Source organism: Arthrobacter sp. MYb214, assembly GCF_002979865.1.
Classification (GTDB): Bacteria; Actinomycetota; Actinomycetes; order Actinomycetales; family Micrococcaceae; genus Glutamicibacter.
This window is the reverse complement of record NZ_PCPZ01000006.1, coordinates 64975-91934: the sequence shown is the minus strand read 5'-3', so window position 1 is coordinate 91934 and position 26960 is coordinate 64975. Positions and strand designations below refer to the sequence as shown.

Here is a 26960-nt window from a genome sequence, read left to right as displayed (position 1 = left end):
CTCCTTACTTCTTGTCGGCTTCGTCTTCGTCGATGACCTCGGCGTCGACGATGTCTTCATCAGCGTTCGGTGCCTGCTCGCCCTCAGGAGCCTGGGCGCCCTCGGCCTGCGCGTTGGCGTAGATTGCCTCGCCCAGCTTGGTCTGCGATGCCTGCAGCTTCTCGAACGCGGCCTTGACCTCGTCGTCGTTGTCCTGCTTCTCCAGCGCAGCCTTCAGGGCGTCGACGTCAGCCTGGACCTCGGTCTTGACCTCTTCAGGCAGCTTGTCTTCGTTGTCCTTGATCAGCTTGTCTACGGAGTAGGCAGCCTGCTCAGCGGCGTTACGGGTCTCAGCGGCCTCGCGGCGTGCCTTGTCTTCTTCGGCGTGTGCTTCAGCTTCCTGGACCATGCGCTCGATGTCTTCCTTGGACAGCGAGGAACCACCGGTGATGGTCATCGACTGCTCGGTGCCGGTGCCCTTGTCCTTGGCGGATACGTGCACGATGCCGTTGGCGTCGATGTCGAAGGTGACCTCAACCTGCGGGATGCCGCGAGGAGCCGGTGCGATACCGGTCAGCTCGAATGTGCCCAGCGCCTTGTTGTCGCGGGTGAACTCGCGCTCGCCCTGGAAGACCTGGATGGATACCGAAGGCTGGTTGTCCTCGGCGGTGGTAAAGGTCTCCGAACGCTTGGTCGGGATCGCGGTGTTGCGCTCGATCAGCTTGGTCATCACGCCGCCCTTGGTCTCAATACCCAGGGACAGTGGGGTGACGTCGATGAGCAGAACGTCCTTGCGCTCGCCCTTCAGCACGCCTGCCTGCAGCGCTGCGCCCACGGCGACAACCTCATCTGGGTTCACGCCCTTGTTCGCTTCCTTGCCGGCCAGGTCCTTGACCAGTTCGGCAACGGCTGGCATGCGGGTGGAACCGCCAACCAGGATCACGTGGGCGATGTCCGAAACCTTGACGCCTGCCTCGGCGATGACGTCGTTGAATGGCTTGCGGGTGCGCTCCAGCAGGTCCTTGGTCAGGTCCTGGAACTTGGCACGCGAGAGGTGCTCGTCCAGGTGCACTGGGCCTTCCGGGGTCACCGAGAGGTACTGCAGCGAGATGTTGGTGCTGGTAGCCGAGGACAGTTCCTTCTTGGCCTGCTCAGCAGATTCCTTCAGGCGCTGCAGCGCGATCTTGTCCTTGGACAGGTCCGCGCCCTTGGCCTTGGCCTGGGCCAGCAGCCAATCCACGATGCGCTGATCCCAGTCGTCGCCGCCCAGGCGGTTATCGCCTGCGGTGGAGCGGACCTGGATGGTCGAGAAGCCGTCGTCGTCCTTGCCGACTTCCAGCAGGGAAACGTCGAAGGTGCCGCCACCGAGGTCGAAGACCAGGATGAGCTCGTCTTCCTGGCCCTTTTCCAGGCCGTAAGCCAGCGCAGCTGCGGTTGGCTCGTTGACGATGCGCAGGACGTTCAGGCCGGCGATCTCGCCAGCTTCCTTGGTGGCCTGGCGCTCTGCGTCGTTGAAGTATGCAGGAACGGTGATCACCGCGTCGGTGACCTTCTCGCCCAGGTACGACTCAGCGTCGTTCTTCAGCTTCATCAGGGTACGAGCCGAGATTTCCTGAGCAGTGTACTTCTTCTCGTCAACGTCAATGGTCCAGTCGGTACCCATGTGACGCTTGACCGATGCGATGGTGCGGTCGATGTTGTTGACGGCCTGGCGCTTGGCGATATCGCCAACCAGGACTTCGCCGCTCTTCGAGAAAGCAACGATCGACGGGGTAGTGCGGTTGCCTTCCGCGTTTGCGATAACGGTTGGCTCACCACCTTCGAGCACGGAAACTACGGAGTTGGTGGTTCCTAGGTCGATACCTACGGCACGCGACATAATGGCTCTCCTTTGCCTTGGTTGAAAGTACTAACGCTGAGGACATTTATCCTCATTGAGCGTTCTGCACTCAAGTTTACTCAGCCGCTTTCGACTGTCAAATCAACTTGAGCGAAGGCGACTCAACTTTGCGTTCTGCTCATTTCAACTGCCGTGGTGAGAGAATAATTCCCGTCCTGAAATAATTTTTCATTCATCCGCTTTCAACGCTTCCAGCGGGCGGGAAAAGCGGCAGCTAGGAGCCACCTCATGGAAACGAAGCGCAAGTTCCAGGATCTGCCACCGGGCGGAAAGATCGCGGTCGCCTCTGCGGCAATTGCCGAGCTGACCTTGATGGTTGCGGCACTGCGGGATTTGTACAAGCGCCCTGCAGAACAAGTCAAGGGTCCAAAGCCGGCATGGGCAGCGGCCAGCATGATCAATTTCCTTGGCCCCATCGCCTATTTTGCTTTTGGACGCCGCAAGTAATCCCTTGGCATTCCATAGCCACTGGAAAACAAGCCGTCCTCGGTCATTCGAGGACGGCTTGTTCGCTTTCAGCGAGTTCGGGTTAGCCCATCAGGCTAATTCCCCGGGCAGCCAGAACGCCAAACGCGGTGCCCCACAAGATAATCGAGATGATCTGCCAGATGATCACCTTCTGCTTATTGGCGCCGAAGGAGACCAAGGCAGCCGAGGTCACCTGCGAAGGCAGGATGGTCTGCCCCAGAAGGCTCACCCCGGCAATGCCGTATTTATCGAAAGCTCGGCGCAGCTTCTCGAACTTGCGTTCCTTCTTCTCCGAGTCCTTGCCCTTGCGAACCTTGTTCCGCACGGCGTGGGCGCTGTTGACGAACAACAGCATGGAAATCACGTTGCCGATCACGGCGGTGGCGATGGCAGCAACCACCGGAACACCGATGACCACGCCAATGGCCGAACCAAAGTAGGACTCGATCAGCGGAATGGCAGCTAGCAAGGCAACCGCCAAGAATTGCAGTGGCTCCGGGAAGGACGCGGCGAAATTCTGCAGGGATTCAATCATGGCTGGTGCTCCTGAAGCGGTGAAGGTTAATCGGCAGCTCGTTGCTTCAATCCTATGTATCGCCTAGTCGAAACGTGATCAATCAGCGGAGCTAAACTTTTGACGCGCAATTTCCCGGGTTTAACGCAAAACTCCCCCGCATCCATTGGGATGGATGCGAGGGAGTACTCCGCAAGGATTAGTGCCAGCGCCTAGTTGCCACGACCAGCTGGGCTCGATGCGCGACGCGGGCCACGCGAACGGCCACCGGTTGCACCGCCAGCGGCATTGCGGCCGCCGGTTCGCGGTGAGCGCGAAGGGCTCGACGGGCGTTCAGCGTTGGCACCTCGTGCGCCGCGGGCTGGACGGTCGGAGTTCGCACCGCGGGCGCTGCGCGCTGGACGCTCGCCCTGGCTAGCGCCGTCACGTTCCGTACGGCGGCGTTCGCCGCCACGGCCCTGGGCTTCGGCAGCTGGCTTGGCGCCACGCGCCGGGCGCTGGCCGCGGCCACCGCGGCCGGCACCTTCACCGGCAGGCTTGCTCTTGGCAGGATTGCGCTTCTGCTGAACCGGAGCAACGTAGGCAACCGGCTCGGCAACTTCGCCGACGACCTTGGCCACAACCGGAGAATTCAGGTTGACCTTTTCGAAAGGCACCTTCAGTCCGGCCTGCTTCAGCAAAGTCGAAACGTCGCCCTGCTGATCAGGGGTGCAGATGGTCACTACAGTTCCATCCGAACCCGCACGTGCGGTACGGCCGGAGCGGTGGGTGTAGGCCTTGTGCTCTGCTGGTGGATCAACGTGGACAACCAGCTCCACACCATCAACGTGCACGCCACGAGCGGCTACGTCGGTGGCGACAAGAACCTTCGCCTCGCCTGAAGCAAAAGCCGCAAGGTTGCGGTCACGGGCATTCTGCGAGAGGTTACCGTGCAGGTCTACCGCCGGAACGCCAGCCTTGGACAGGGTGAGCGCCATCTTCTTGGCGTGGTGCTTGGTGCGCATGAACATGATGCGACGGGCAGTGCCCTGGGCCAGAACGCGGATCAGGTCCTTCTTATCATCGTTGCCGATGACGAAGACGTGGTGCTCCATGGTGTTCACAGCGGCCTTGGGTGCATCCACCGAGTGAATGGTCGGGTTGCTCAGGTAGCGCTTGACCACCTTGTCCACACCGTTGTCCAAGGTAGCGGAGAACAGCATGTGCTGGATGCCGGTTGGCATGCGGTCCATGATGCGGCGAACTACAGGCAGGAAGCCCATGTCGGCCATGTGGTCGGCTTCATCCAGCACGGAGATTTCCAGCTGGGACAGGTCCACGACCTTCTGCTTGATCAGGTCATCCAGGCGGCCCGGGCAGGCGATGACAATGTCCACGCCCTCGTTCATGGCCTTTTCCTGGCGGCTCTGGGCCACGCCACCGTAGATCACGGTGGTACGCAGGCCTGCGGCCTTTGCCAGCGGGTCAACGGTCTTGGCAATCTGGGTCGCCAGTTCACGGGTTGGAGCCATGATCAGCGCGCGTGGGAAACGGGCCTTGCGACGCTGTGGGCGATCTGCCAGCCGAGCTACCAGGGGCAGCGAGAAGGCCAAAGTCTTGCCGGAGCCGGTCTGGCCGCGGCCCAGGACGTCGCCGCCGGCCAAGGTCGACGGCAAGGTGGCTTCCTGGATCGGGAAAGCGGCTTCGATCCCGCTGGCAACAAGGACTTTCGACAGGTATTCGGGCACGCCGAGGGCGCTAAAAGTTACGGACATATTCAAACTTTCTCTCTGATTCGCACGCCTGCTTCAGGCGTTGGGTTTCGCCGAGCCAGGAGGAAGTCCGCAACATGCAAGGCCAAGGAAGGCCTGCTGCCAAAAGTGGACCGGCGGAGGTTTTCCGGGCGATTCACAGGAGGGAAATCTAAACTGTCGACGCATGCGCCACAGAATTTTCCGGTGACGCACAAGTATCCATACTACAGTGCGAAAGCGGGGCCCGTCTGTGAGCGGCCCCGCTTTGCACTGCCGCCCCGGGAGACGTTCACCACTAGGGCTCCCGGGACAGGCCGCCGCGCGGCCTAGTTCAGCTCGAATTCCTTCTTCGCCAATTTCGAGGGCCACCAGACCTTTGGTCCGATTTCTTCGACCAGCGCCGGCACCAGCAGGCTTCGCACGACGAAGGTATCCAAGAGCACCCCGAAGGCCACGATGAAGCCCAACTGGCCCAGGAACATGATTGGCACCACACCCAGTGCGGCGAAGGTAGCGGCAAGCACCACGCCGGCGGAGGTAATCACGCCGCCGGTGACCTTCAAGCCCACCCGCATGCCCTCACGGGTTCCGCGCTTCAAGGATTCCTCGCGCACACGGGTCATCAAGAAGATGTTGTAGTCAACGCCCAGCGCCACCAGGAAGACAAAGCCGAACAGCGGTACGGATGGATCGGCACCCACGTAGCCGAAGACATTGTTGAAGACCAGCGCACTGACACCCATCGCCGTACCGTAGGACAGCACGGTGGTCAGGATCAGCAGCACCGGAGCCAGAATGGAACGCAGCAGCAGCATCAAGATCAGCAAGATGGCCAGGAGGGTAATCGGAATGATCTTGAACAGATCCGCGATGGCCGTCTCGTTGGTATCGAGCTGGGTCGCAGTGGTGCCGCCGACCAGCGCGTCGGCGTCGACCGCATGCAGCTGCTCGCGCAGCTCGACCACGGTCTGCTTGGCGGCATCCGAGTCGGCCGCATCGGCCAGCGTCACCGACATCAGGTTGCGGCCTTCGACGCTCATTGGCTCGGCCCCGCGGGCGGCCATGGCCGGTCCGCCGTCTTCAGCCTGCAAGTAGGCCGAATCCACGCCGGTGACATCAAGGGCCTTTTCCAGGGCCGTCTGCGCTTCGGCTTCATCGACAATCACCGTGGCCGGGGATCCCGAGCCGCCAGGGAAGTGCTCGCCCAGGGCGATCTGCCCGTCACGCGACTCCGAACCGCCTACCACCAGCTCGCTCTGCGGCACGCCATGGGCCTTGAGCTGGGTCATGCCCAGCGCTCCCACGGCGAGCACCAGAGCGGTGATGATCCAGATCGGGCGCGGATGGCTGGCAACGAACCGCGCAATGCGGCCCCACAGGCCTTCCTTCTCCTGGCCTTGGGCGTCCACGGCCACCGGCTTGGGCGGGAAGGGCCAGTAAGCGGCCCGTCCCAGCAAGCCGAGCACCGCCGGCAGGAACGTCAACGCGGCAACGATCGAGAAGATGATGCCCGAGGCGCCAATGGGTCCCAGTGCCTTATTGGAGTTCAGATCGGAGAACAGCAGGCACAGCAGGCCCACCGTCACGGTGCCGCCCGAAGCGACAATCGGTTCCAGCGAGCCTTTCCATGCGGAAGCCACGGCCTGCCACTTGTCCTGCCCGGCCATGAGCGCTTCCTTGTGCCTGGCCACGAACAGCAGCGAGTAGTCGGTAGCCGCGCCGATGACCAGGATGGACAAGATGCCCTGGGCCTGGCCGTCGAGCCGGATCCAGCCTTCGGATGCCATGAAGTACACCGCGACAATTGCCGCGCACAGCGCGACGACCGAGGTGAGCAGCACCGTGAAGGGAAGCAGGATCGAACGGTAGACCAGCAGCAGGATCACCAGCACAGCTGCCAGGGCCACGCCCAGCAGCACGCCGTCGATGCCGCCGAAGGCCTCGACCAGGTCGGCGCTGAAGCCTGCCGGCCCGGTGACGTAGGCGGTGGTGCCCTCGGGCTTCTCGGCGGCCAGGAGCGCCCGCAGCTCTTCGACTCCGGTATCGGCCTCCACCTCGCCGGAGACCGGAACGATGAATTCAGCGGCCTTGCCGTCCTCGGAGAGGAAGGGCCCGGTGATCTGCCCGTCCAGATGCGTGAAGTCCTTCAGCGCCTCGCCGACCCCTCCAGCAGTTTCCTTGCTGACCTCGCCATCGCTGGTGAGCAGGACCACCGCTGGGATTGCTTCGGTGGAGCGGAATTTGTTCTGCCATTCCAGGGCTTCGGTTGCTTCGGCGGTGGCCGGGAGGAAGGAGGTCTGGTCGTTGGTCTGGACCTCGGAAAGCTTGCCGAAGGTCGGGCCGCCGATTCCGGCTACACCCAGCCAGAGGATGATCAGCAGGGCGTAGATTCCTGCCCTGATGCCGATACCCTTCTTGTCCAATCGCTTCTTGCCCGATGGCTGGTCGGTTTTCGCTACATGCGCCACTGATCCGTCCTCACTCGTGATTGCTGGCGGTGGATCAAAGGGCGATCCGAATGCCATACTACAAGACTTACTTCCATCGTAGAAATACTTCCCAGGCTATTAAATGCTTTTCCGACTAGGATTGCGCCTATGAGCGCAAGAGAACAGCACAATTTGGTCATGCTCCTGCAGGAATTCGGCCAAGCCTCGGACCGCTACGTTGAGTCCACCGGAGCACTTTACGCAACGCACCGCACGGATATGAATGCGCTGTCAATCATCATGAAATACGAGCAGCGCAGCCTTCTGCCTTCCCCGCGCGACCTGAGCCGCGACCTGCAACTGAGTTCTCCGGCTACCACCGCCATGCTCGACCGCCTGGAAAAACTGGGAATGATCGAGCGCCAGCGCTCGGACCGGGATCGCCGTGTCATCCGCATCGCCATGACACCCAAAGCCCGCGGCAAGGGCATGGAAATGTTCATGCCGCTAGGTGCCAAAATGCGGGAAGTGATCAGCCACTACGACGAGCAGCAGCTGCAGGTCATAGCCCGCTTCATGGCAGAAGCCGTCGCCGGCGTGGACAGCGCGCGCGAAGAAGTCGTAACACAGCGAGCAACGAAACCAGCCAAGAGCGCGACGGACACTAGCCTTAAGCAGTGACCCTTTCACTCTGGATATCCCTTCTCAGCGCCTGCATCGTCATCAGCTTCACCCCCGGGGCCGGAGCCATCAATACGATGAGCAATTCGATGCGCCAAGGCTGGCGCGCTTCCATTTGGGGCGTGCTCGGGCAGCAGATCGCCTTGCTGATCCACGTGGTGATCGTTGCCGCCGGAGTCGGGCTGCTCGTGGCCAGCTCGCCGTTGCTATTCGCCATCATCCGCTACGCAGGCGCTGCCTATCTGGTGTACCTCGGTATCCGCATGCTGCTCTCCAAGCCGGAGGTCGCCTCCGACGGAACTAGCACCGGGCATCGCCTGACCCGCTGGTCCATGCTCAACCGGGGCATCCTGGTCAACCTGCTCAATCCGAAGGCCATCGTCTTCTTCCTGGCTTTCACCCCGCAGTTCATCCGCACTGATCAGCCGCTCCTGGCGCAATATGCCATCTTCATCGGCACGGTCATCGTGGTGGACATTGCGGTGATGTTCTTCTTCTTTGCCGGCACGGCCCGCACCTTCCAGCGCTTCACCGCTACTTACCGCGGCGCCAAGTTGCTGAACGTCCTCTTCGGCGTACTGTTCATCCTGGTCGCCGCGCTCCTGCTGCTCATGCACTAGCATTTTCGCCCCGCTCTTGCCGTAGAACTCCTAGCCGTGAACCGATTCCCGGGCCAATTTCCGAATCGTTGCCGATTTGTTGCCGGGAAACGGGCGCGTAGCTATCGATCGAATCGCCTTGTGCCCATAGACTGATGCCATGTTCCGGATAATGATCGTGTGCACGGGAAATATTTGCCGTTCGCCTATGGCCGAGTACATGCTCAAGAATGCGCTCAAGGATGCCGAGGTCTCGCAGGTCGAGGTCATATCGCGAGCCATCACCGACGGTGAAGTCGGGAAGCGCATCGATGAGCGTGCTGCCAGTACTCTGCGCAGCCATGGACTTGATGCATCCGAGCACATTGCTGCCCAGATCGACTCGGACGAAATCGCCAAGATGGATCTCGTACTGGCGATGGACACCGACCACTTCGAGGAACTCGTTCCCGAATTGGCCGAAATCGATCCGAGCGAACGTCCGCAACTGCGGATGTTCCGTTCCTTTGATCCGGGAACCGCGAGCTCCCCGCACGACCAGCAGGGCATCTATGACCCCTGGTACGGTGATGCCGGAGACTTCCGCGAGACCTGGAAACTCATTTCTGCTTCCCTGCCTGCCCTTGTAGATTACGTGCGGAGTAACATCGCCTCTCGTGGAAACCGCTAGACCAACGCTGATTGCCATTGACGGGCGTTCCGGATCCGGCAAAAGCACCTTTGCAACAGACCTAGCGAAATACCTGGAAGCCACCGCCTCCATAGCTATTTTGCGCCTCGAAGAGCTCTACCACGGTTGGGACGGGCTGCACCTGTCCTTCGATCTCTACCACCGGATCCTGCCTCAGCTCGCAGCAGGCAACACGATCACCTACCCCACCTGGGACTGGGCCGCGGGTGCCCTTGGCGCATCCAAGAACTTCACTCCGGCCGAGGTAGTGATCATCGAAGGCGTAGGAGCGATCCATTCCGACGCCCGAGAGTTCCTCGATATCGGGATCTGGCTGGAAGCACCCGAAAGCTTCCGCCGCGATCGGGCGCTGGCACGCGATGGACAGGCCTACCGTCCGTACTGGCAGATGTGGGCCGAACAAGAGGAACGGTACCTGCTGGCCCATCAGCCGCACGCCGCAGCAACCCTGCTCATTGATGCCGCTGGCGACCACGACCCCATCGATATCTGGGCGCGTTCCTGCCGCTACCTGCCGGCCATGATGCGCCAGCTTTGCCTCCGCTCCGACCAGTCCCCCATTGCCCCAGCCTTCCGCCAGAGCTACGAGGCGCCAGCCGATACGGCGTCACTCTTCGAGGAACTGGCCCGGTCCCTTCCGCATGCCGCACTACTGGAATCAACAAGCCATAAGCTCAGCGACCCGTTGGGACGCAACCGCTATTCGTTGATCGCGCTTTCGGCGGCAGAACAGCCCCCGGTACTGAGCGCCACCAGCCACGGCACCACCGTCAGCTTGCCCGGAGCGCAAGTACGGCTGGGCGAGGATTTCTTCTGCGCGCTGGCAGGCCTCTGGCCTGCCGGAACCACCGCTAAAGCCGGCTACCCGCTGCCGGCATGGGTGGGGTACCTCGGTTATGAGCTCAAGCGCGAGCTCGGCGCCGCGGATCTGCAGGCAGTGGTTGAACCCGGGCGGGTGCGCCCCGATGCCCAGTTCTTTGCGCCGGATACCGTGGTGGTCATTGACCATCAAGAAGGCCAGATGCATCTGCACAGCATTAGCGAACCGGCAGCAGCGCTGAGCATCCTGTTGGGCAATCCTCCAGAACTGCGCGCCCACCACCCGTTGCCTATCCCGCAGTTCAGCTGCGCGGATACCGAAGCCGGTTACAAGCAGAAGATACGCCAGGCCCAACGCGAGATCTATGAAGGCAACACCTACGAAGTTTGCCTGACTACCGAACTGACGGCCCATGCCGAACTGTTCGATCCGTTCGAGGCCTACTGCCGGATGCGCCGCTCCAGCCCTGCACCGTTTGCCCACTACCTGCGTTTCACTGATCTGCAAATCGCCAGCATTTCACCGGAACGGTTCCTCGCGCTGTCCAAGGACGGGCAGTTGCGGGCCGAGCCGATCAAGGGCACCCGGCCGCGTGGCGAAAATGAAGAATCAGATCTCGCGTTGAAGCATGATCTGGCCACCCATCCCAAGGACCGGGCCGAGAACATCATGATCGTTGACCTGTTGCGCAACGACCTGTCGCACCATGCGGTTCCCGGGTCGGTGAAGGTTGCCCGGCTGTGCGCGGTGGAAACCTACGCGACAGTGCACCAGATGGTCTCCACCATCGACGCCACGCTATCCTCCCCGCAGCTGGCCGCCGAAGCCCTGCGCGAAGCTTTCCCGCCGGGCTCCATGACCGGTGCACCGAAGCTGTCCACGATGAGCATCTTGGATGAGCTCGAAGAGCACCGTGCCCGCGGCCTGTACTCCGGGGCCGTGGGGTATCTGGGTGCTGATGGTGCCGCCGATTTCTCCGTGGTGATCCGAACCCTGGTGTGCGACCGGCTAGCTGACCAGTCATGGCGGTTGAGCCTGGGCCTTGGCGGGGCAATCACCGCTGATTCGGTGCCCGCTGAAGAGTGGGACGAGGTCATCACCAAATCCCGTGGCGTGCTTCAAGCGCTGGGCGCCAGCTTCCCGCAAGACACTCAAGCCAACTGAATTATTGCAAGGTGGCCGTCAAGCGAGCCACGTTGTCGATCCAGCGTTGCATGCGAGGACGGCGGCGCCACTGCGAGAGGGTGATTTCCGAGGAAATCCCGCGGTAGTGGTTCTGCACCTGATTAACCGCATCGACCATTTCCTTGCCCAGCAGCATCACGGAAATTTCCATGTTCAGGCTGAATGAGCGCATGTCCATATTCGAGGATCCCACCACGGCCACGTCGTTATCCACGGTGAAGCACTTGGTATGCAGCACCATCGGTGCCGGGTAGCGGTGAATGCGCACGCCGGCTTCCAGCAGCTGCTGGTAGTAGGACTGCTGCGCGTGGTGCACCAGGAACTGGTCGCCCTCTTCGCAAACATACAATTCCACTTCTACTCCGCGCTGGGCGGCAGTGGTGATGGCATAGAGCAGCGAATCGTCGGGAACGAAGTAGGGGCTGGTGATTTCCAGGCGTTCGGAGGCAGAATAGATCAGCGTATTGAACAGCCTGAGGTTGTTCTCGGTACCGTATCCGGGGCCGCTGGGCAGCAGCTGCGCCAGGGTGGAACCGGGACGTTCCTCATAGGCCAGCGGGTGGCGGGCCTCGGCCATGTCCATCAGCACTTCCTGGTCGTCGTCCTCCTGCCACCAGTCGGTAGCGAAAGTGACGTCGAGGCTGCGCACCAGCGGACCTTCGACCCGGAGCATCATTTCAACCCATTCGCGGCCCACCTTATGCGAGGACTCGCGCTTGTAGCCGGGTTCAATCAGGTTCTGGCTTCCGGTGAAGGCCACCTCGCCATCAACAACGAGGATCTTGCGGTGGTTGCGCAGATCCGGGCGGCGCCAACGACGGCCAATCAGGTCGATGGGCAGCATCGGGCGCCAGTTGATACCGGATTTCTTCAGCCGCTTCTTGAAATCCTTGTAGCCCTTGACGCGCAAGGTTCCCAGGTGGTCGAAGAGCAACCGGACGTGCACGCCGCGCTCCGCGGCCGCTTCCAGCGCATCGAGTACCGGTCCAACATAATCCGGGTCATCGCCCATGATGTAGAACTGGATGTGCACATAGCGGGTGGCGTTATCGATTTCCTTGCGCATGGCATCGAGCGAAGCCCGGTAATCGGAAATGACCTCTACCTGGTTGCCGCCTTCCAGCGGCATGGCACCAAGATTGCGGTTGAGCATGACTGCCGATTCGACCCATTCCTCCTGGGAATGGAATTCTTCGGGCAGCTGCATGTGGCTCGTGGCCTTCATGATTTCATCGTGCGCACGCCGCTGCTTTTCCAAGCGGCGGCGCGACAGGTGCGGATTGGCGAAAAGCCAGTATGCGACAAGTCCCACAACGGGCAGGAAGAAGATAGCCAATAGCCATGCCATGGCGGTGGTGGGGCGCCGGTTGCCCGGAACGATGCCGATCATGAAGTAGCGAACCGCTAGCTCTATTGCGACCAGCACGCTCCAGAGAACGCCGCCAATCTGCAAGAAGACTTCATTACTTGGCCACACTCGGGCACCCCCTTGGCTACACCCCGCGAATTCGGCATTATCGGCCTCTGATCTGCGATGTACAGGCCAAAATCCTTCGCTTAGCTTATCGAACATTGCCGGACTTGTCTGAATCTCCGCCTGCAGAAATCGCGCAGAAGACACTGGGGTTCGATAATCTGTCTTTATGAGCTCACTTGTATTCTTGGATCCGGCCTATCCGGCTGGTCGTCTTGCAGACATCACTGCACCGCAACTTCTGGTCACAGCACAGGGAGTCACGCGAGGTGATGGCATCTTTGAATCGATGCTCTACACCAACCAGGCCGTACGCAAATTCGAAGCGCACCTGGCACGCTTGGCGACCTCGGCTGAAGTTGCCGACTTGGCCATTCCCGATGCGCGCAGCTGGTTTGCCGCGGTAGATACCGCTGTGGCCGATTTCGATGCCACCGGCGGCGCTGAAGAAGCGGTGGTCAAGCTGGTCGCCGCGCGCGGCGAGCACGACAATGATCCTGCCATTTGCTGGGTCACCGTGACCCCTGCCCCGGCTTTGGGCAGGGAACAGCGTGAAACCGGTGTGGATGTCCTGATGCTGGATCGCGGCTACGACTCGAAGCTGGCCGAACGTGCGCCATGGCTCATGATGGGCGCCAAGACCCTTTCCTATTCGATCAACATGGCCGCCCTGCGCTACGCGCACAAGCACGGCGCCCATGATGTCATTTTCACCTCCGCCGACGGGATCATCCTGGAAGCTCCGACCTCGACCGTGCTGGTAGCCCAGCGCGATGGCGAGACCAAGCGGCTGCTGACCCCGATGCTTGAAACCGGCATCCTGCCAGGCACCACGCAAAGCGCCATTTTCGACGCTGCGGCCCAGGATGGCTGGGAGCTGGGCTACGGCCCGTTGCGCCCGGAAGACCTGTATCAGGCCGATGGCGTGTGGCTGGTTTCCTCCATCCGCCTGCTGACCCCGGTGCGCACCATCGATGCCAAGCCGTTGCGCCTGGACGCTGAGCTCCATGAAGAGCTCAGCGCCCTGAGCGAAGCAATCCGCTAGGACCACACCAAGTTGTAGGTCCCTGCCAGCACGGCCGCAGCCATTGCGGCCGTGCCAAACAGGATCCCCGTGGCCAGCACCATGCCATCACGCCAGGTGAAGGTGGCCGTGCGAATCCATGTGCGCTTGGCCGTGCCGAACCCCTTGGCCTCCATCGTGGTGGCCAACCGTCCGGCGCGGCGAATCGCTTGCACCAGCAAGGCCAGCACCTGACCCAGGGTTGCCTTGATGCGTTGGCCCACGGTGCCGAAGTTCCCGACACCGCGAGCGCGCCGGGCCAGCGTGAGCGTGGTGAATTCTTCCACCATCAACCCGAGCAATCGCATGCCGGCCAAGGCCCCGAGCACAAACCGGTGGGGTACCTTCAGCTGCTGAGACAGCGCCCCGCCCAAATCGCTTGGATTCGTGGTGGCCAGCAGCAAGATGCACGGGATGGCCAGCGCGAAAGCGCGCAGTCCGGTGGCAATGCCCCCGGCCACCGATCCCTCGGTGATGCTGAAGGCGCCGAATTGGGCGTAGACCATGCCGCTATCCTGGCCCACCAAGGCGATGCCCCACGCCGCAAGGATTCCGGCAATCAGCAGTGGCCACGCGCGCTTGAGGAATTTCAGCGGGCTCAGCCCTGCCAGGGGGAAGAACACCACGGTCGCCACGATCACCACCAGCGCCGAAACCCAATCCAAGGTGGTGATCAACGGCAGTGTTGCCGCAGCCACCGCACCGAGCTTGGCCAGCGGATTGATCTTCGCCAACCAGCTATGCCCTACCGGCGCATCAAGCACCGGCCCCTGTCGCGGGATACCAGCTTCCGGGGTGCCGGCAGTGAGCACCAGGTCCCTTGCTTTGAGCACCGAGGCAAAGTGATCGTCGTGGGTCACAGCAATGATCGCGGTGCCCTGCTGCAATTCCTCAACCAGCAGCCCGGCCAGTTCCCTCCACGTGTTCGCATCCTGCCCGAAGGTCGGTTCGTCGAGGATCAGCACCTGGGGGGATGCGGCCAGAACAGTGGCCACGGACAAGCGCCGCTTCTCGCCCCCGGAGAGGGTGAACGGGTTCGCGTCAGCCAAATGCGCCAGGCCCAAGCGTTCCAGCAACGCGTCCACGCGCGCTTGGACCTGGGCCGGCTCGTATTTCGGCGCATCGGCGCTGCTGGCCTGCGCGCGGCTGGGAGCGAAAGCCAGCTCTTCCCGAACGCTCTGGGTCACGAATTGGTGTTCGGGTTCCTGGAACACCGAACCGATCCGCCCAATCAATGCACCGGCCTTCCAGGCAAACGGGGAGTTGCCCAGACCGTCGGCCAGTTGCGCGGTGGCCGCCAAGCCGCCGTCGGCCGGGACGAGCAATCCGCCCAAGGTCAAGGCCAGCGTCGACTTTCCAGCGCCATTCTCGCCGCGAATCACCGTCGCGGTGCCCGCTTGCACATTCACGTCCACCGCTTGGGTGCGCGGTGCCGTGGCGGTGCGGGCGGATACCAGCTGCTGCGCTTCCAGCAGCGTGGCACCGGCACCGTTCGTTGCCCGGGCCACCTGCGGGAAGTAGCCTGGAATCCACAGCCCGGCAGCAGCCAGCTCCTCGCGCACCGTTTCATCGGTGTACAGCTGCTGCGGGTCCAGATCGTGCGCGACTCCCCCTCCGGGCTGCAGCACGATAACCCGGTCCACATGCTGCGCCCAGGCTTCAATCCGGTGTTCCACGACGACCAGCGTGGCACCGGAAAGCCGGGCGGCGTTCAGCACCGCATCGCGCAAGAGCTCAATGCTCTGCGGGTCCACATTGGCAGTCGGTTCATCGAGCAGCATGACGCTGGGTTCCATGGCCAGAATGCCGGCCAAGGCCAACCGCTGTTTCTGTCCGCCGGAAAGTTGCTGGGTGCGGTGCTCGAAGGACAGCGCACCCAGACCCACAGCGTCCAGCACTTCGGGGATCCGCTGGCGGATCAGTTCGGGATCCATTCCGAGGTTCTCGGCGCCAAAGGCCACGTCATCGGCGACCCTGCTTTGCACTACCTGGGTTTCCGGGTCTTGCTGCATCAAGCCCACCGGGTGGCTCCGGATGAAGGCATCGCTGCCATCTATGAGCAGCCGGCCAGCGACCTGATCGTCCTCATCCGCTTCCAGCAACCCGGCCATCGCGTGCAGCAAGGTTGACTTGCCGGCGCCCGATGGACCGACCAGCAGCACCTTCTCACCGGCGTGGATCACAAGGTCCAGTCCCGAGATGGCAGGATTCTTCCTCTCGGAGTGCTGCCAGCCGAACCCCGTTGCGGTGATGGCGGCACCGCGCTGTGTCAGCGAGGCTGCGCCGGAATTGGCAAAGGAACTCATTTTGCGCTTTCCAGGTGCGCACGCCGGCTCGGCAGGGCGCTCAATGCACCGGTCTTCGCCAGTCCACGCGTGGCCAACCAGGACAGCAGCCCTGCGACGACTACGCCGGAAATGCCGGTGGCGATCACGTGGAAGATCTTCATTCCGGCGGTGTACTCAACGTAGTAGGCCAGGATGTAGGCCTCGGAAATGCCGGCGAACAAGCCGGCGAACAAGCCTGCCAGCAGCGCCACGCCCAGGTTCCACTTGCGGTAGCGGAATGCTGCGAAGACCAGCTCTGCACCCAGGCCCTGGACCAGGCCGGAGATCAGTACGGTCAAGCCGTAGTGCGAGCCGAGCAGCGCTTCAACCACAGCGGCCAGCAGCTCGCAGTAGATTGCGGCGCCTGGCTTGCGGATGATCAGTGCGCCGAGCACCGCCGGGAAGAGCCACATGCCGGTGAGCAACGCGGTGGCTGGCGGGAAAGCCGCAAAGGCGAGCGAGAACAGGCCATAGCCGGCACTCCACGCCCAGAAAATGACCCCTGAAGCGACGGCGATCACCGAGGCGACGACGATATCAACTACACGCCAGCCGGTCCGCTGCTTCGAAACTGTTTCGTTCATTGCTGGTCCTCCTGTGGAAAGGAGGGGAGATGGACGGAATGAGGGCATACTGCCGCGCCTATCCGCATCCGAGATGCTCGACTTCCTTCGCCGGTACTAGCCGGGGCAGGTTCGAGGGTCTGCGATCTATCGCACTCTCAGCGTCTTGCGACTTTTTAAAAGTCTGACGCTCCCCTGTCGGAATAATTACTGCTCCCCCACCATACCGCAGGTATGCTGGGCAGAGGAACGATATGTCAAGAGCTTGATCGCGAGGAAAAAATGGATAAAGTGCAGAAACTTGCCACTACCGGTATCACCGTTGGCGCTGGCATGCTCGGCGGCAAGCTGGTTGATTTCCTTTGGTTGAAGGCAACCGGCAGCAAAGCACCACGCAAGGGCACTGAGGAAGCAGCGGAAGCTTCTTTCCGCCGTGCCTTAGGCTTCGCAGTCGTTTCGGCCCTGGTCGCAGCAATCCTGCAGACGGTGGCTGACCGCAGCGCCAACAAGGTTGTTGCCAAGTTCACCAAGTAAGCTTCGGCGTTGAGCCAAAAGCGGGAGCCGCCCAGAGGGGCGGCTCCCGCTTTTTCTCAATCTTGTTCGTCTGGCGATCCGGTCTTGGAAACCGGGGTGGTTCCGGTCGGCGGTGTTCCGTTGACCTTGTTGACCACGTGGCTCAGCTCATCGGAGAACAGGGTTTCCTTGGCAGCGTGCTTGGTCCGGTAGCCGGAACGGCCAATCATGTGGGCCGAAACCGGTGCGGTCAATAGCTGCATTCCCCAGGCCAGCACGAGTACCGGGACCACAGCCCAGCTGCGCAGGTAAATGGCCAGTCCAGCGAAAATCAGCAGGAAGCCGAGTACCTGCGGTTTGGTCGCTGCATGCATGCGGGTGAGCATGTCCGGGAAGGTCAGCAAGCCGATACCTGCGATCAATGACATCAGGCAGCCAAGGATCAGCAGGACGGCAACGAGGACATCGAGGAAGATTTCCATTAGGCGTTCCTCTGATCCGAAACGAAGCGCGAGACGGTCACCGAACCGATGAACCCGAGCATGCAGGCGGCCACGACGAACAGCAAGTAGTCGGTGTGCTTGTGCAGCACCATTTCCAGGCACAGCGCGGCGGAGATGATCAGCAGCATCACGTCCAGGGCCAGCACCCGGTCAAGGATTGACGGCCCCTTGGCAACACGGACCAGGCAGGCGACAGCACCGAGCCCGAGCATGATGCCGCAGATCCAAATGACGATATCCAGCATGTTACCCCTTCCTCGCATCAAAGTTCGGTCCGCATTCGCTCTTGATCGCTTCGTACTCGTCTCGGCTGCCAATAGCCATGATCAGCCGGCGTTCGATGTCCCGGATGCCGGCACGCGCCTTCTCCACGTCCGCAGGCGACTCGATGTCGATGTAGTGCAGGTACAGCGTCGACGAGCTGCGGTCCACGTCGATCACGAAGGAGCCCGGGATCAGCGTGAGCACGTGTCCCACAGTCATCACGATCAGGTCCGAGTCGGTGCGCAGCGGGACCGCAATGACCGCGCTGCGGGTGCGCTTCCCGCGGACCAGCGCCAGCCAGGCCACATGGACGCTGGCCGCGAAGACCTGTCCGAGGAACCAGATGAACAGCTTCAGGCAGTACCAGGCATTGATCCGGCCCGAAAGGACCACCGGCGGCAGCGGGAACAGGTTCACGATCAGCAGCGCGATGATCACGCCGAAGACCATGTTCCCCAGGGAGAAGTCCTGCCAGAGAGCACCCCAGACAAAGAGCAGCAGCAGAAGCAGCGGCCATTCCTGCTTGAGTGTCGCGCGGTGGCGCACACCGGAGGTATCCAGCGCATCGTCAATGCGCTGGTCACGCGGTTCAAAGTTCTTGTTCGGCATCATCCCTCCAATCAGAATGGCAAGATCGAGCTGATATACGGTTCGCGGGCGATCAGTTCCGCAGCCACCCGCTCGCAGAATTCGAAGATCGGCCCGGCAAAGACGGTCAGGGCGATGCCCGCAAGCACCAGCGAACCGGTGGCGTAGCGCATGCCCCACGGCAAGGAGTCGGCTTCCAGCTGCTTGGCCAGTTTCAACCCCAAGCGGGGGTTCTGCGCGCCGCCGGCCAACGTCTCGTCGGCGACCTGCGTCGCTTCGGCCACCAGATCCTGGTTGGGCACCTCGGCATCAGCAGCACGGCGCCAGAACACACGGGCCCACACGCGGATGATCGCCATCAAGGTCAGCAGGCTGGTCAGCAATCCGGCGCCGATCACGACCCAGGTCAGCGGATCGGCATCCTGCGCGGCCGCATGCAATAGCCCGAATTTGCCCAGGAATCCGGAGAACGGCGGGATGCCGCCCAGATTGATGGCCGGGATGAAGAAGAGCAGGGCCAATGCCGGGGAGAGCTTGGCCAGCGAGCCGAGCCGGGTGACATTCGAGCTACCGGCACGGCGTTCGATCAGTCCCGCCACCATGAACAGCGAAGTCTGCACGATGATGTGGTGGCCCACGTAGTAGATGGTCGCGGCGATGGCCAGCGGCCCGCCCACGGCCACGCCGAAGATAAGGTAGCCGATGTGGCTGGTGAGCGTGAAGGAAAGCATGCGCTTGAAGTCCGTCTGCGCCAGCGCACCGAGGATACCGATGACCATGGTCAGCGCGGCCACCACCAGCAGTCCGGCGTTGACCGAGCCGCCCGGGAAGAGCAGGGTTTCGGTGCGGACGATCGCGTAGACGCCCACCTTGGTCAGCAACCCGGCGAACACGGCGGTCACCGGGGCCGGTGCGGTCGGGTAGGAGTCCGGCAGCCACAGGGACAGCGGGAAGACCGCGGCCTTGATGCCGAAAGCGATCAGCAACAGCACATGCAAGATCAGCTGCGGGCCCTGGCCCAGCTCGGGCAGCTTCACCGCAAGGTCAGCCATGTTCACCGTGCCGGTGGCCGCATAGGTCATCGCGATGGCCATCAGGAAGATCACCGAGGAAACCACGGAAACCACCACATAGGTGGTACCGGCGCGGATGCGCTCGGCGGTACCGCCCAAGGTCAGCAGCACGTAGCTGGCGGTGAGCAGGATTTCGAATCCGACGTACAGGTTGAAAAGGTCAGCGGCCAGGAAGGCGTTGGACACTCCGGCTAGCAGGATCAGGTACGCCGGGTGGAATATCGACACCGGTCCGGGCTCGTCCCCGTCGGCCAGGCCCTGGCTGGTGGCGAAGAGCAGCACAGCCAGCGAGACGACGGTGGAGACCAGCAGCATGAAGGCGCTGAACCCGTCGACCATCAGGGCGATGCCGAAGGGCGACTCCCAGCCGCCAATATGGATGGCATAGCTTTCCCCGCCCCATACGGCGGCGAGCATTCCCGCTTCGAGCACCAGGGTCAGGCACAGGATGCCGATGGTGATCAGGCGCTGCAGGCGGACCTGGCGGCGGGCCAGGAAGGCTGCCCCGGCGCCGAAGATCGGCAGCACCACGGCCAAAGGGGCTAGATCCAGGAAATTCACTCTTCCCCCTCGCGCACTGGGCGTCCTTCTTCATCGACGAATTCGGTCGTATCCTCGGCCACTGGCGAGTCTTCTTCCTCGTCGTAGGCGGTCTTCTGGGACACCTTGATATCTTCGGTGTCATCGGTGAGCTCATCAGCGCTGGTCAGGGTCCAGGACCGGTAGATCATCGCCAGCAGGAAGGCGGTCACCGCGAAGGTGATCACAATGGCGGTGAGGATCAGGGCCTGCGGCAGCGGGTCCGAGTACGAGTCGGCCGCCGCATCCGGCTTGAACAACGGCGCCGCGCCCTTGCGCCCGCCGCTGGTGAGGATCAGCAGGTTGATGCCGTTGCCCAACAGCATGATGCCCAGCAGCACCCGGGTCAGGGTGCGTTCGAGCACCAGGTAGAAGCCGGCCGCCAGCAGCACGCCGGTGACTACGAGGAAAGTGATGTTCACGCTCATCGGCCAACTCCAGTCCGGGAGGCCTGGATCTCGTCGTGGCGCTCCACCGGGCTGCGGCCCTCGGAGAGCGAATCAATCTCACTGCCCAAAGAACGCAGCACGTCCTGCACGAGGCCAAGGACCACCAGATACACTCCAATGTCGAAAATCGTTGAGGAAACGAACTTGTGCTCGCCGAAGAACCAGAATTCCAGGGCATAGGTGGTGAAGATGCCATCACCCAGCAGCAGCGGCACGATGCCCGCCAATCCGGCCAGCGCTATGCCGCCGCCGATCAGCATGCCCGGAGCGATGCGCATCGACTCGGAAAGTTCCACGCGGCCGCCGGCCAGGTAGCGGATGGTCAGCGCCAAGCCGGCGATCAGCCCGCCAGCGAAGCCGCCGCCCGGGGTATTGTGCCCGGTCAGCAGCGTGTACACCGACATGATCAGCACCGTGTGGAAAATCAGCCGGGTGACCACTTCAAAGATGATCGAGCGGCGCTCGGCGACCAGGGTGCTGCCAGCCATCAACCAGTCCTGGTTGGAGCTGGAGGCAAAGCGGCGGGCAATGCGCAGCTCGGTTTCCTTGGAGTCCTTGCTGCCCATGGCTTCGGAACCCGCGTCGATGCTGCCCGGTGCCACCTGGTGGGCCCGCACCCGGTTGCCGAAGCTGCGCCCGGCGAAGATCAGCGAAGCCACACCGGTGGCAGCCGCTGCCAGCACGGTGATCTCGCCGAAGGTATCCCACACGCGCAGGTCCACCAGGGCCACGTTGACGATGTTCTTGCCGTAGCCCTCGTAATAGGCCAGATCCGGCCAAGCCAGGGAAATGCGGGCCTCGTTGCGGGCGGCCATCATCGCGATGGCAATGTAGACGACCATCACGGCCAAGGCGATCGACAGGATGGCCCGGCCCCACTTGATCCGGGTCAGGCCCACCCACAGTCGCTTGGGCAGGGCGCGCAAGGCGAGCACGAAGGAAACCAGCACGATGGTTTCCACCAGCAGCTGGGTCAGCGCCAGGTCCGGGGCACCTTGCAGGGCGAAGATCGCGACCATGCCGTAGCCGGTCACCGAAACCATCAGCACCGCCATGAAACGCTTCGGCGCGGTAATGGAGACCACCGCACCGGCGATGATCACCGCACCGATCAGCAGCTGGGCCGGGTGGTCGGCGATGATCCAGTTCGTTGGCCACGGCGTGTAGACGGTCAGCGCGATGGCCAGCGGAATCACCAGCACCACGACCAGGATGACGCCCAGGTAGAAGGAGAGCGAACCACGCTGGGTGCGACCGGTGATCCAGATGGCCACCTTGTCCAGCACGTTCACCGACATGCGGTAGATTTCCTCGGCCGAGGTGACCATGCGGCGCAGCGGTGCGCCGGTGTCGGTTCGGTGACGCAGCCAGAAGAAGCACAGGCCCAGGCCCACCGAAATGGCGCTCAGCCCCAGTGCCGCGTTGAAGCCGGCAAATGGCAGCAGGTGCATTTTGCCCGGTCCGCCCTGCGCGGCCGACCAGTGGATGGCCAGCGGCTCCACCAGCTGCGGGTACAGGCCCAGGAACAGCGTCGCCGCCGAAAGAACCAGCAAGGGCGCCAGGAAGATCAGTGTCGGGGCCTTGCACTGCAATGCAGGCAACTTCTTTTTCTTCACGCCGAAAGCCCCGAAGAAGAAGCGCAGCGAGTAGGCCATGGTCAGCGCCGCACCCATCAGGATGCCGACGAGCGCGGCCATCCCCCAGCCGGTTTCCAGGTGCAGGGCCGATTCGTAGACCGCTTCCTTGGCAACGAAGCCGAACAGCAGCGGCACGCCGGCCATGGACGCCGCGGCGATGCCGGTGGTCGTGGCCAGGATCGGCATGGCACGGCGCAAGCCGCTGAGCTTGCGGATATCGCGGGTACCGGTGTTGTGGTCGATGATGCCCACGCTCAGGAACAGCGTCGCCTTGAACAGGCCGTGGGCCAGCGTCATGGCCAGTGCGGCAAAAGCCGCTTCGGGGGTGCCGAAGCCGAAGACCGCGATGATGAAGCCCAGCTGGGAGACGGTGCCGAAGGCCAGGATCAGCTTCAGGTCGTATTGCTTGAGCGCCCGGTAGCCGCCGATGAGCATGGTGAGAATACCGATGCCTACGGTCATGGGGACCCACAGGGTGGTCTCGGCGAAGCCCGGGGCCAGTCGGGCGATCAGGTAGACGCCGGCCTTGACCATGGCTGCCGCGTGCAGGTACGCGGACACCGGAGTCGGAGCGGCCATCGCGCCGGGCAGCCAGAAGTGGAAAGGCACCAGAGCCGATTTGGAGATCGCCCCGACAATAATCAGCGCCACCGCAACATCGGTGAAGGCCCCCAAGGCCACCAGTTCATCGGCCGATGCCATGATCTCCGAGAGCTGGTAGCTGCCGGCCGCCGCGCCGAGCATCAAGATGCCGGCGAGCATCACCAGTCCGCCAAGGGTCGTGATGATCAGGGCGTTCATGGCTGAACGGCGCGCGGTGATCAGGGCCTGGCTGAAACCGATGAGCAGGTAGGAAAGCACGCTGGTGATTTCCCAGAAGATGAACATGATGATGATGTCATCGGCCGTGACCAAGCCGGTCATGGCTCCGGCGAAAGCGACCATCTTCGCCGCGAAGCTGCCGATCTGCGGATCATCATTCTTGAAATAGCGGGCGCAATAGAACAGCACCAGCGCGCCCACGCCGAGGATCAGGAGCAAGATTGTCGCGGCCAAAGAATCCATGCGGAAATTCAGGGCGATATTCAGCCCGGGAATCCATTCCATTTGAACCGATGGCGGCGCATTTGGCGCACCATTGGCCAGGGAATTATCGGCAGAAAGCACCGCCGGCATGCGGGTCAGCAACCAGATGAATCCCACTGCGGGCACGGCCGCCACAACGTAAAAACCGTTTCGTTTCAAGGCCCGGAATATTAATGGGCATAAAACAGCGGTGGCAAACAGCGCAGTGAGAATTATTAGCACGCTTTTCCTCTGTCGGCTGGTGGTGGGCAGAGTATCCAGAGCACTTCGAAAAGCGCCTGCATCTGTAATTTTATCAGCCGTGGCCTGCCTGCAATCGCACGAATGTGCCCTTTAAGGAATATTCCCTGCATTTTCCGCGACCAGCTGATTTTCCAAGCTAGCCGCTATTCTCCAAAAGGTCGTTCCTATTCATCGCCTGATTACCTGTTGCAGGTACGATGCCAGCATGGGAATCAATCAGGTCGAACCGTCGGCGATTCGTGAAAAGTGGCTTAATAAGTACACTTGGGCGTGGGCCAGCTGGGATTGGGGACAAGCCGCGATCAACGCTGTCATGATCACTTTCGTGTTCACCGTCTATCTCACCAGCGAGCTATTCGGCGACACCGACCATGCGTCGCTGGTCCTCTCGCAGGCACTGGCCATCGGCGGACTGGCCATCGCCCTGCTGGTGCCCGTCACCGGGCTTCGCGCCGATGTTGCCGGGCGGCGCAAGCTGTGGATCGTGGTCAACACCCTGGTTCTCGTCGCCATCTGCGCGGCCTGCTTCTTCGTCTACCCCGACCCTTCCTACCTCTGGTTCGGCGCGATCCTCGTCGCGGCCATGTCGGTCTTCGGCGAATTCGCCGGCGTGAACTACAACGCGGTGCTGAACCAGATTTCCACCAAGGCAACGGTCGGCAAGGTCTCCGGTTTCGGCTGGGGCATGGGCTACGTCGGCGGAATCCTCGCCCTCGCCCTGGTGCTCTTCCTGTTCGTGCAGCCAATCGTGGACTGGCCAGGTGCCAGCACCGAAGAATCGTTGAACTTGCGCTGGGTGGCAGTGTTCTCTGCCGCTTGGTGCTTGCTCTTCGCGCTGCCGCTGTTCTTCGTCATCCCCGAAGCGCCACCGAGCACCTCGAAGAAAATCCCGCTGATGCTTACCTACAAGGTCCTGTTCAACAACATCAGGGAACTGTGGCGCAGCGACCGCAACCTGCTCTTCTTCCTCTGCTCCTCCGCCGTCTTCCGCGACGGGCTGGCCGCCATCTTCACCTTCGGCGGCGTCATTGCCGCGGGCACCTTCGGTTTCGAACTGACCGAAGTGATCATCTTCGCGATCGTCGGCAACGTCGTTGCGGCCCTTGGCGCGGTGCTTGGCGGCCGCATCGATGACGTGGCAGGCCCAAAGGCGGTCATTGTCGGTTCGCTGATCGGCCTGCTGGTTGCCGGCGCCGGAGTCTTCTTCTCCCCCGAAGCCGCGGGCTTCTGGATCTTCGGCCTGCTGCTGTGCTTGTTCGTCGGACCGGCACAGGCAGCTTCCCGCTCCTACCTCTCGCGCTTGATTCCCGAAGGACGCGAAGGAGAGCTCTTCGGGTTGTACGCGACCACCGGTCGCGCCGTGTCCTTCCTGGCACCGGCGTTGTTTGCCGGAGCCATCGCCATCGCTACCCCGCTGGTGGCATCCGGCCAAGCCCAGCGTTACGGCATCCTGGGCATCCTGGTGGTCTTGGCGCTCGGCCTGCTCCTGCTCCTGCCAATCCGGTCGCCCAAGAAGGTCACCGCGTAGCTTCCAGCCGCAAACGGCGCTGGCCCCCAACAAATGTTGGGGGCCAGCGCCGTTTGCGGGATCCTGAGCGGTACTGCCGCTTAGTTCTCGATGATGGTCCGGTGGAAGTTCAGGTGGCTGCGCGAAGCCGTGGGGCCACGCTGGCCCTGGTAGCGATTGCCGTAGGGTCCCGAACCATATGGATGCTCGGTGTCCGACGTCAGCTTGAAGAAGCACAGCTGGCCGATCTTCGATCCCGGCCACAGCTTAATGGGCAAGGTAGCCATGTTGGACAGTTCCAAGGTCACGTGGCCGGAGAACCCCGGATCGATGAACCCCGCGGTGGAGTGGGTCAGCAGGCCAAGGCGGCCCAAGGAGCTCTTGCCTTCCAGCCGCGCGGCCACGCCGTGGCCCAAGGTCACCACTTCGTAGGTCGAGCCGAGCACGAATTCGCCCGGGTGCAGGATGAATGGCTCATCGGGGTCGACCTCGACCAGGCGCGTCAGTTCATCTTGCTCCACCGAAGGATCGATGTGCGCATACTTGTGGTTATCGAAAAGCCGGAAGAACCGGTCAAGTCGAACATCCACGGATGCGGGCTGGACCATCTGCGGGTCAAAGGGCTCTAGCCCAATCTCACCGGACGCTATTTCTCGACGAATGTCACCATCTGAATACAACACGCGTATAAATTTATCCTGACTTTCCCCGGCAGCCGAACTATTAGGCCAATTATGTACAGTGAGTCGAGATCACTGGCCGCATCCTGTTCACCAGCTGGTCGCAGATTTCCCACCAATTACCCAGCGTTTCCAGCTATCGTTAAGGTGGGATTTCCCATCATCGCTCCGCAACTCAAGGGTTTATTCAACATGCGCCTAGCCTCCGCGCTGACTGGCACCGTACTCGCATCGGCATTGCTGCTCTCCGGCACCGCCGCACTCGCTGCGCCGGCCGAGGATCTGCCTGCTGTCCAGAGCTCGCAGCTGTCGAAGGCATCGAGCCCCTTGGCCTTGATCAACCCCACCACGAAGCTTTCGCCGGAGGACTACGTTCCCGGCAAGCTCGTTGGTGTTGCCGGCAGCTCGATGACCCTGCGTCCTGAGGCGGCAGAGGCCGTTGAAGCGTTCATTGCTGATGCGCGCGCTGCCGGCCATTCGATCAAGCTGCTGAGCGCATACCGTTCGTACCAGCGCCAGGCGGTCTTGTTCAACCAGTACCAAGCCAAGTACGGCACCGCTTATGCCGAACGGATTTCTGCGCGCCCCGGAACCAGCGAGCACCAGCTTGGTTTGGCGGCAGACCTGGGCTACACCGATAGCCGCGCCGAATTGAAAGCCGAATTCGGCCAGACCCCGGCTGGCCTGTGGATTGCCGAGCACGCGGCGGAATACGGCCTGATCATCCGCTACCCCCAGGGCAAGGAAGAGATCACCGGCTACAAGTACGAGCCGTGGCATGTGCGCTATGTCGGCGTCGAGCATGCCGAAGCGATGCTTGCTTCCGGAGCGGAAACTTTCGAAGAGTACCACCAGATGCTGGCTGCCTCGATAGCGGAGGCCGAGCAAAGCGAAGCAAAGGCAGCTATCGAGAAAGAACCCGCGAAAGCCAAAGACGAAGAGCCGCAGGAAAAATCCAAGAAGGCGGGCGAAGATGTGGTCGTGGACGAGGACTTGATGGTCCTGCGTTTCCTTCCGCCGTACCGCGACTGGGGCTTCGGCTTCACGCAGTAGTCCGGTCTGGAACAGGCCGCTGCCAGCTCCACTAGAACCGCCGGAACCACGAACATTGTTGCTGCGAGTCGCCATTTCGCGGCTCTGCCCGAATCCGCTGGGCGTTGGGCGGTGCCCGAATCAGGGTGCAGCGGGGCATCCAGTACTAGCGTCCAATATTAACTAGTGCCCGGGACGCGAAGCAGCAAGTTCACACGAAGTAGCCTCGTCAGCACCCTGCCCCTCTGCGCTTCGCGCAAGGGGCTTCCCTTTTGCGGGAGCATCCTGGAATCTGCCCTCCGCACCGCGAGCAATCCCGGGAACGGTTTTCCAGGTTGCGTGGCGCCAGGTGGCATGAAAATGCTCCCCAAAAGTTGCTG

23 protein-coding genes and 1 riboswitch are annotated in these 26960 nt (G+C 62.2%); of the genes, 9 read left to right on the top strand and 14 right to left on the bottom strand.

The genetic code is table 11. The features are described from left to right. Positions 1-4: 4 nt before the first annotated feature. Positions 5-1858, bottom strand: a complete 1854-nt coding sequence (gene dnaK, locus CQ012_RS14480) for a molecular chaperone DnaK (RefSeq protein ID WP_105657001.1) — start codon at positions 1856-1858, stop codon at positions 5-7. A gap of 249 nt (positions 1859-2107) precedes the next feature. Between dnaK and CQ012_RS14475 the strand changes: the two genes are divergently transcribed. Further along, complete coding sequence (locus CQ012_RS14475; protein ID WP_105657002.1) at positions 2108-2326, top strand: PLD nuclease N-terminal domain-containing protein; 219 nt, start codon at positions 2108-2110, stop codon at positions 2324-2326. Positions 2327-2408: 82 nt separating this feature from the next. On the opposite strand, the gene CQ012_RS14470 is transcribed toward CQ012_RS14475, so the two are convergent. The 3 genes from CQ012_RS14470 to CQ012_RS14460 all read right to left on the bottom strand — a co-directional run bounded on the left by CQ012_RS14470 (position 2409) and on the right by CQ012_RS14460 (position 7062). Continuing rightward, entirely contained in the window at positions 2409-2882 is a 474-nt protein-coding gene (locus CQ012_RS14470) for a small multi-drug export protein (RefSeq protein ID WP_105657003.1), read from the bottom strand. A gap of 191 nt (positions 2883-3073) precedes the next feature. Then, positions 3074-4615 (bottom strand): DEAD/DEAH box helicase, encoded by a 1542-nt coding sequence (locus CQ012_RS14465; protein WP_105657004.1) that lies wholly within the window; start codon positions 4613-4615, stop codon positions 3074-3076. A gap of 305 nt (positions 4616-4920) precedes the next feature. Then, a complete protein-coding gene (locus CQ012_RS14460; RefSeq protein WP_105657089.1) occupies positions 4921-7062 on the bottom strand; it encodes an MMPL family transporter in 2142 nt (713 codons plus the stop codon). Between the two features lie 129 nt (positions 7063-7191). Between CQ012_RS14460 and CQ012_RS14455 the strand changes: the two genes are divergently transcribed. The 4 genes from CQ012_RS14455 to CQ012_RS14440 all read left to right on the top strand — a co-directional run bounded on the left by CQ012_RS14455 (position 7192) and on the right by CQ012_RS14440 (position 10978). Continuing rightward, on the top strand, positions 7192-7704 hold the full coding sequence (locus CQ012_RS14455) for a MarR family winged helix-turn-helix transcriptional regulator (RefSeq protein ID WP_105657005.1): 513 nt from the start codon (positions 7192-7194) through the stop codon (positions 7702-7704). Continuing rightward, on the top strand, positions 7701-8324 hold the full coding sequence (locus CQ012_RS14450; protein ID WP_105657006.1) for a LysE family transporter: 624 nt from the start codon (positions 7701-7703) through the stop codon (positions 8322-8324). Before CQ012_RS14455 ends, CQ012_RS14450 begins: the two co-directional genes overlap by 4 nt. A gap of 139 nt (positions 8325-8463) precedes the next feature. After that, complete coding sequence (locus CQ012_RS14445) at positions 8464-8973, top strand: low molecular weight protein-tyrosine-phosphatase (protein WP_105657007.1); 510 nt, start codon at positions 8464-8466, stop codon at positions 8971-8973. After that, positions 8960-10978, top strand: coding sequence for a chorismate-binding protein (locus CQ012_RS14440; RefSeq protein WP_105662529.1), 2019 nt, complete (start codon positions 8960-8962; stop codon positions 10976-10978). Before CQ012_RS14445 ends, CQ012_RS14440 begins: the two co-directional genes overlap by 14 nt. A gap of 1 nt (position 10979) precedes the next feature. Here the strand turns inward: CQ012_RS14440 and cls are convergent, their stop codons facing one another. Beyond that, positions 10980-12476, bottom strand: coding sequence for a cardiolipin synthase (cls, locus tag CQ012_RS14435; RefSeq protein WP_286134130.1), 1497 nt, complete (start codon positions 12474-12476; stop codon positions 10980-10982). A 166-nt stretch (positions 12477-12642) separates the two neighbouring features. Here cls and CQ012_RS14430 point away from each other — a divergent pair, with 166 nt between their 5' ends. Continuing rightward, the gene (locus CQ012_RS14430; RefSeq protein ID WP_105657010.1) at positions 12643-13518 is read left to right on the top strand and encodes an aminodeoxychorismate lyase; all 876 of its coding nucleotides are present in this window, start codon (positions 12643-12645) and stop codon (positions 13516-13518) included. On the opposite strand, the gene CQ012_RS14425 is transcribed toward CQ012_RS14430, so the two are convergent. Further along, positions 13515-15842 (bottom strand): ATP-binding cassette domain-containing protein, encoded by a 2328-nt coding sequence (locus CQ012_RS14425; RefSeq protein ID WP_105657011.1) that lies wholly within the window; start codon positions 15840-15842, stop codon positions 13515-13517. The genes CQ012_RS14430 and CQ012_RS14425 overlap by 4 nt on opposite strands. Further along, complete coding sequence (locus tag CQ012_RS14420; protein ID WP_105657012.1) at positions 15839-16447, bottom strand: ECF transporter S component; 609 nt, start codon at positions 16445-16447, stop codon at positions 15839-15841. The genes CQ012_RS14425 and CQ012_RS14420 overlap by 4 nt, the downstream gene beginning before the upstream one ends. Before the next feature lie 65 nt (positions 16448-16512). Next, a riboswitch (TPP riboswitch) is annotated at positions 16513-16633 on the bottom strand. 84 nt (positions 16634-16717) lie between these two features. Between CQ012_RS14420 and CQ012_RS14415 the strand changes: the two genes are divergently transcribed. Continuing rightward, positions 16718-16960: a DUF4235 domain-containing protein gene (locus tag CQ012_RS14415; RefSeq protein ID WP_105657090.1), complete on the top strand. Its 243-nt coding sequence runs from the start codon at positions 16718-16720 to the stop codon at positions 16958-16960. 56 nt (positions 16961-17016) lie between these two features. Here CQ012_RS14415 and mnhG read toward each other — a convergent pair whose 3' ends face one another. Genes mnhG through CQ012_RS14385 form a run of 6 tightly spaced genes read right to left on the bottom strand, consistent with a single transcriptional unit; the run spans position 17017 to position 23340 of the window. Beyond that, positions 17017-17421, bottom strand: a complete 405-nt coding sequence (gene mnhG, locus CQ012_RS14410) for a monovalent cation/H(+) antiporter subunit G (protein WP_105657013.1) — start codon at positions 17419-17421, stop codon at positions 17017-17019. Continuing rightward, on the bottom strand, positions 17421-17687 hold the full coding sequence (locus tag CQ012_RS14405) for an MrpF/PhaF family protein (RefSeq protein WP_105657014.1): 267 nt from the start codon (positions 17685-17687) through the stop codon (positions 17421-17423). The genes mnhG and CQ012_RS14405 overlap by 1 nt, the downstream gene beginning before the upstream one ends. A gap of 1 nt (position 17688) precedes the next feature. Next, positions 17689-18318: a Na+/H+ antiporter subunit E gene (locus tag CQ012_RS14400; protein ID WP_105657015.1), complete on the bottom strand. Its 630-nt coding sequence runs from the start codon at positions 18316-18318 to the stop codon at positions 17689-17691. An 8-nt stretch (positions 18319-18326) separates the two neighbouring features. Beyond that, the gene (locus CQ012_RS14395; protein WP_105657016.1) at positions 18327-19928 is read right to left on the bottom strand and encodes a Na+/H+ antiporter subunit D; all 1602 of its coding nucleotides are present in this window, start codon (positions 19926-19928) and stop codon (positions 18327-18329) included. Continuing rightward, positions 19925-20374: a Na(+)/H(+) antiporter subunit C gene (locus tag CQ012_RS14390; protein ID WP_105657017.1), complete on the bottom strand. Its 450-nt coding sequence runs from the start codon at positions 20372-20374 to the stop codon at positions 19925-19927. The genes CQ012_RS14395 and CQ012_RS14390 overlap by 4 nt, the downstream gene beginning before the upstream one ends. Continuing rightward, positions 20371-23340 (bottom strand): Na+/H+ antiporter subunit A, encoded by a 2970-nt coding sequence (locus CQ012_RS14385; RefSeq protein ID WP_105657018.1) that lies wholly within the window; start codon positions 23338-23340, stop codon positions 20371-20373. Before CQ012_RS14385 ends, CQ012_RS14390 begins: the two co-directional genes overlap by 4 nt. A 226-nt stretch (positions 23341-23566) precedes the next feature. Here CQ012_RS14385 and CQ012_RS14380 point away from each other — a divergent pair, with 226 nt between their 5' ends. Next, positions 23567-24889, top strand: coding sequence for an MFS transporter (locus CQ012_RS14380; RefSeq protein ID WP_105657019.1), 1323 nt, complete (start codon positions 23567-23569; stop codon positions 24887-24889). Between the two features lie 80 nt (positions 24890-24969). Here the strand turns inward: CQ012_RS14380 and dcd are convergent, their stop codons facing one another. Then, entirely contained in the window at positions 24970-25551 is a 582-nt protein-coding gene (gene dcd, locus CQ012_RS14375; protein WP_013349886.1) for a dCTP deaminase, read from the bottom strand. A 189-nt stretch (positions 25552-25740) separates the two neighbouring features. Between dcd and CQ012_RS14370 the strand changes: the two genes are divergently transcribed. Further along, entirely contained in the window at positions 25741-26601 is an 861-nt protein-coding gene (locus tag CQ012_RS14370) for a M15 family metallopeptidase (RefSeq protein ID WP_181148811.1), read from the top strand. The last annotated feature ends 359 nt before the right edge of the window (positions 26602-26960 follow it).